At 70.9% G+C, this 4396-nt stretch carries 4 protein-coding genes; 2 read left to right on the top strand and 2 right to left on the bottom strand.

Going from position 1 to position 4396, the window contains the following annotated elements; translation table 11 throughout:
- Nucleotides 1-94 precede the first annotated feature (94 nt).
- Nucleotides 95-808, top strand: coding sequence for a hypothetical protein (locus tag ACIY1X_RS04325; protein WP_399678254.1), 714 nt, complete (start codon nt 95-97; stop codon nt 806-808).
- A gap of 36 nt (nt 809-844) precedes the next feature.
- Here ACIY1X_RS04325 and ACIY1X_RS04320 read toward each other — a convergent pair whose 3' ends face one another.
- Entirely contained in the window at nt 845-2908 is a 2064-nt protein-coding gene (locus tag ACIY1X_RS04320) for a heavy metal translocating P-type ATPase (RefSeq protein WP_399678252.1), read from the bottom strand.
- Nucleotides 2909-2975: 67 nt separating this feature from the next.
- On the opposite strand from ACIY1X_RS04320, the gene ACIY1X_RS04315 reads away from it, so the two are divergent.
- On the top strand, nt 2976-3449 hold the full coding sequence (locus ACIY1X_RS04315) for a MerR family transcriptional regulator (protein WP_399678249.1): 474 nt from the start codon (nt 2976-2978) through the stop codon (nt 3447-3449).
- A gap of 6 nt (nt 3450-3455) precedes the next feature.
- Here ACIY1X_RS04315 and ACIY1X_RS04310 read toward each other — a convergent pair whose 3' ends face one another.
- Nucleotides 3456-4367: a LysR family transcriptional regulator gene (locus ACIY1X_RS04310; protein ID WP_399678260.1), complete on the bottom strand. Its 912-nt coding sequence runs from the start codon at nt 4365-4367 to the stop codon at nt 3456-3458.
- Between the last annotated feature and the right edge of the window lie 29 nt (nt 4368-4396).

Genomic DNA, 4396 nt, shown 5'->3' with positions numbered 1-4396 from the left:
TCGTCGGTGCGCCGGTGTGGAAGCCCGAGGGGTACCGCACGGGCAGGGTCACGGGTGGGGTCAATCTGAATGTGAGTTTTTGAAGGAGTCTTGAATGAATTCTGCAGATGCCCGCTCGCCGACCCGACGGTTCGGCCTTCAAACCCTGTTGACCGTGCTTCCAGTGTTATCCGGGGGTCTGTATGTGATCGGTGCGACCTATCAGGAAGGCTATCTCGCTGGCTTTGGCGTGGAGAATTCGTTGTTCACGCTGCCTCCCGATCGCCTGCTGTTTCTTGGGTTGACCTCGCTCATTTCGTTCGGCATCGTCCCGATGGCTTATGGGTTCTTGACCGTCTTGGCATTGATCGCTGCCGTTCTCATTGCAGCAGTTCTGTCGTCGTTTCCGGCTGTGCAGCAGCTCCAAACGAAGTTGCTTGTTCGACTGACTGTCAAGCGCAAGTGGGGCAAGGCTGCGCCTTCGATGATGGCGCTCGTTGACAAGAGCGAAGTGCTATATGGCTATGCCATTGGCGCTTCGGCGGTTGTGTTGGCATTGGTGAGTGCCGCGGTGTTTTCTTCCCGGACAGGCGGTCAGCATGCCGAACAGGACATCAAGAAGTGGCAAGAAGGCAGGACGCGGACATCCACGGTCGTCATTGATGGCGAGCCGCCGATCAGGGCTTTCCAGATCGCCTGCGGGCAAACGTACTGCGCCTTCTGGACCGGAGCCGAAGCGCAACTTGTGCGGCACGAGCAGATCAAGCGGCTCAGTACGCAGCCGAAAGCCAGCGAGAAAGCCTCCGTAGGACCTTCCTCCGACAGATGAAGCAGGGTTGCGGCGGCCATAGGGGACCGAGCCGCGTCAAACACCCGCGCGCGCCGGCCGCAGCAGCCGCAGCCCGTTGAACACCACCAGCAGGCTGGCCCCCATGTCGGCGAACACCGCCATCCACATGGTGGCGCTGCCTATCAGCGCGAGCGCGAAGAACACCGCCTTGATGCCCAGCGCCAGCGCGATGTTCTGCCACAGCACGGCGTGCGTGCGGCGCGAAAGCCGCACCGTCTCGGCGATGCGGCCGGGGTCGTCGTTCATGATCACCACGTCGGCCGCTTCCATCGCGATGTCGGTGCCGGCGCCGCCCATGGCGAAGCCGATGTCGGCCTGCGCCAGCGCGGGCGCGTCGTTGATGCCGTCGCCCAGCATCGCGGTCGGGCCGTAGCGCTCGCGCATCTCCTTCACCGCGGCGAGCTTGTCCTCGGGCAGCAGGCCGCCGCGCGCGTCGTCGATGCCGGCCTGCACGGCGATCGCCTTCGCGGTCGTGGGGTTGTCGCCGGTCAGCATCACCGGCGCGACGCCCAGGCGCTTGAGCGCCTCCACCGCCGCGCGCGAGGCGGGGCGCAGCGTGTCGGCCACCGCGAACACGGCGCGCACGCCGCCCTCGTCGGCCAGCAGGGTGAGGGTGCGGCCCTGCGCCTCGTGCTCGGCCAGCAGCGATTCGAGCTCGGCGCTGCACTGCCCGCGCTCCTCGATCAGGCGGTGGTTGCCGAGCACGTAGCCGGTGCCGTCGATGCGTCCGCGCACACCGCGGCCGACCAGCGCCTCGAAGGCGTCCACCACGGCGTGGTCACCGTCCAGGCCCTGCGCGATGGCGTGCGACACGGGGTGGTCCGAGCGGCCCGCCAGGCTGGCCGCGATGCGCTGCGCCGCGGCGGCGTCCGCGCCGTTCCAGGCCTGCCAGTGCACGAGTTCGGGCTTGCCGGCGGTGAGCGTGCCGGTCTTGTCCAGCGCCACCGCCTTGAGCCGGCGCGCGCCTTCCAGGTGCGTGCCGCCCTTGATGAGGATGCCGCGCCGCGCCGCCGCCGTGAGGCCGCTGACCACGGTGACGGGCGTGGAGATCACCAGCGCACAGGGGCAGGCGATGACAAGCAGCACCAGCGCCTTGTAGATCGCGTCGAGCCAGGCCCAGTCCAGCAGCAGCGGCGGCAGCACCGCCACCGCGAGGGCGATGGCGAACACGGCCGGCGTGTAGACGGCCGCGAAGCGCTCGACGAAGCGCTGCGTGGGCGCGCGCGAGGCCTGTGCCTGCTCCACCGCCTCGATGATGCGGTCCAGCGTGGTCTGGCCAGCGGCGGCCGTCACCTGCAGCTGCAGCTCGCCGCCCTGGTTGATGGTGGCGGCGAAGACCGCATCGCCGGGCGCCTTGTCCACCGGGATGCTCTCGCCGGTGACGCTGGCCTGGTCCACCGTGCTGCGGCCGGCGTTCACGGTGCCGTCCAGCGGGATGCGCTCGCCGGGACGCACGCGCACCGTGTCGCCGACCGCGACCTCGCGCGCCGCGATGCGCTGCCAGGTACCGTCGGCCCGGCGCACCTCGGCCTCGTCCGGCGCCAGCGCCATCAGCCCGGCGATGGCGTTGCGTGCGCGGTCGGCGGCCTTGTGCTCGATCAGTTCGGCCAGTGCGTACAGCGCCATCACCATCGCCGCCTCGGGCCACTGGCCGATGAGGAAGGCGCCGGTCACCGCCACCGCCATCAGCGCGTCGATGCCCAGCCGCCCGCGCAGCAGCGAGCGCAGGCCGCTTCGGTAGATGCCGGTGCCGGCCAGCGCGATGGCCACGGCCGCCAGCGCCATGCCGAAGGCGCGCCACACGCCGGTCTCGGGCAGCAGCAGGTGGCTCAGCTCGGCGCCCAGCGCCACGGCGAGCGCGGCGGCGATGCGCTGCCAGCCCGGCAGCGGGCCATGGTCGTGGCCGTCGCCCGCGTCGGCGTGCTGGTGGTCGTGCGGGCCGCCGTGGTCGTGTTCGTGGTCGTGGCGACCGGCCTCGGCGGGCCGGGTCCGCAGCGTCATCGGAGCGCCGCAGCAGCCGTCGTCGCAGGCGGTGTCGGAGGGGGCGGAGGTGACGGTCGGGCGAGGGGTGGCAGACATGGGAAAGCAACGGGCCTTTCGTGTTGTGACAGCATTGGAAAGGTTGAAGTCACTTCAAGGTCAAGCCATGGTCCAGGCAAACCCGCCCTCCACGCAGGGCTACCGCATCGGCGAGGCGGCGGCCGCCAGCGGCGTGAGCGCCGCCAACATCCGCTGGTACGAGAAGCAGGGCCTGGTCGCGCCGCAGGGCCGCGGCGACAACAGCTACCGCCTCTACAGCGCCGCCGACGTGCACACGCTGCGCTTCATCCGCCTGTGCCGGGCGATGGACATGTCGCTCGACGAGGTGCGCACGCTGCTGGCGCTGGACCTGCGCAGCAAGGCCGACTGCGACGCCGCCTGCGTCGCGCTCGACGCGCACCTGGGCCACGTGCGCGAGCGCCTGCGCGAGCTGCGCGCGCTGGAGAAGGACCTGCTGGCCCTGCGCGACTGCTGCGACGGCAGCGGCCCGCAGTGCCGCATCATCGAGACGCTGCATACGCGGGCCGACGCGCCGCTGCCCGGGGGCGAGCGCGGCACGCCGGCGACGCGGCACGTGTAGGCCGCGTCAGGCCCTGCCGTCCGCGAAGCATTCGGCCACCAGCCCCCGCAGCCACTGGTTGGCCGGGTCGCGGTGCACGCGCGCGTGCCAGAGCATGTGGATCGCGATCTCGGGCAGGTTGGCCGGATGCGGCAGGGCGACCAGGCCGAAGGGTTCGGTCACGCGCTGCGCCAGGCGGTGCGGCACGGTGGCGACGAGGTCGGTGCCGTGCAGGATGTGGCCCACGGCGACGAAGTGCGGCACCGTCAGCCGCACCTGCCGCTCGATGCCGCTGCGCGCCAGCACCTCCTCCACGATGCCGTGGCCGGTGCCGGGCGAGACCACGGCCAGGTGCTGCGCGGCGCGGAACTCGCGCAGCCCGAAGCGTCCGCGCGCCAGCGGATGGCCCTGGCGCATCAGGCACACGTAGCGCTGCGTGAAGAGGCGCCGCTGGAAGAAGCCCGCCTGCAGCTGCGGCAGCAGGCCCAGGGCCAGGTCGACCGCGCCGGCCTCCATCTCGGCCTTCAGCGGCTGCGCGGCGCCGCGGGCGGTGGTCAGCGTCACGCCGGGCGCGCGTCGGGCCAGGGCGCCCATCAGCGCGGGCAGGAAGTAGATCTCGCCGATGTCGCTCATGCCCAGCGAGAAGGCGCGCGTGCTGCGCGCCGGGTCGAACTCGGTGCGCTGCGTCACCGCGCCCTGCAGCAGCGCCAGCGCGGCGGCCACCGGCTCGGCGAGCTGTTCTGCCAGCGGCGTGGGCTCCATGCCGCGCGGCGTGCGCAGGAACAGCTCGTCGCCGAAGCTGCGGCGCAGGCGGGCCAGCGCGTTGCTCACCGCCGGCTGGCTCAGGCCCAGCGTGTCGGCCACGGCCGAGACGCGCCGCTCCACCATGAGCTGGTGGAAGACCACCAGCAGGTTGAGGTCCATGTCCTGCAGATCCATATTCATGATGGTGATGGCGCGTATTCACG

The organism is Xenophilus sp. (genome assembly GCF_044462705.1).
GTDB lineage: Bacteria > Pseudomonadota > Gammaproteobacteria > Burkholderiales > Burkholderiaceae_C > Xenophilus > Xenophilus azovorans.
The sequence above is the reverse complement of the archived record's forward strand: the minus strand, read 5'-3'. Positions and strand labels throughout refer to the sequence as shown.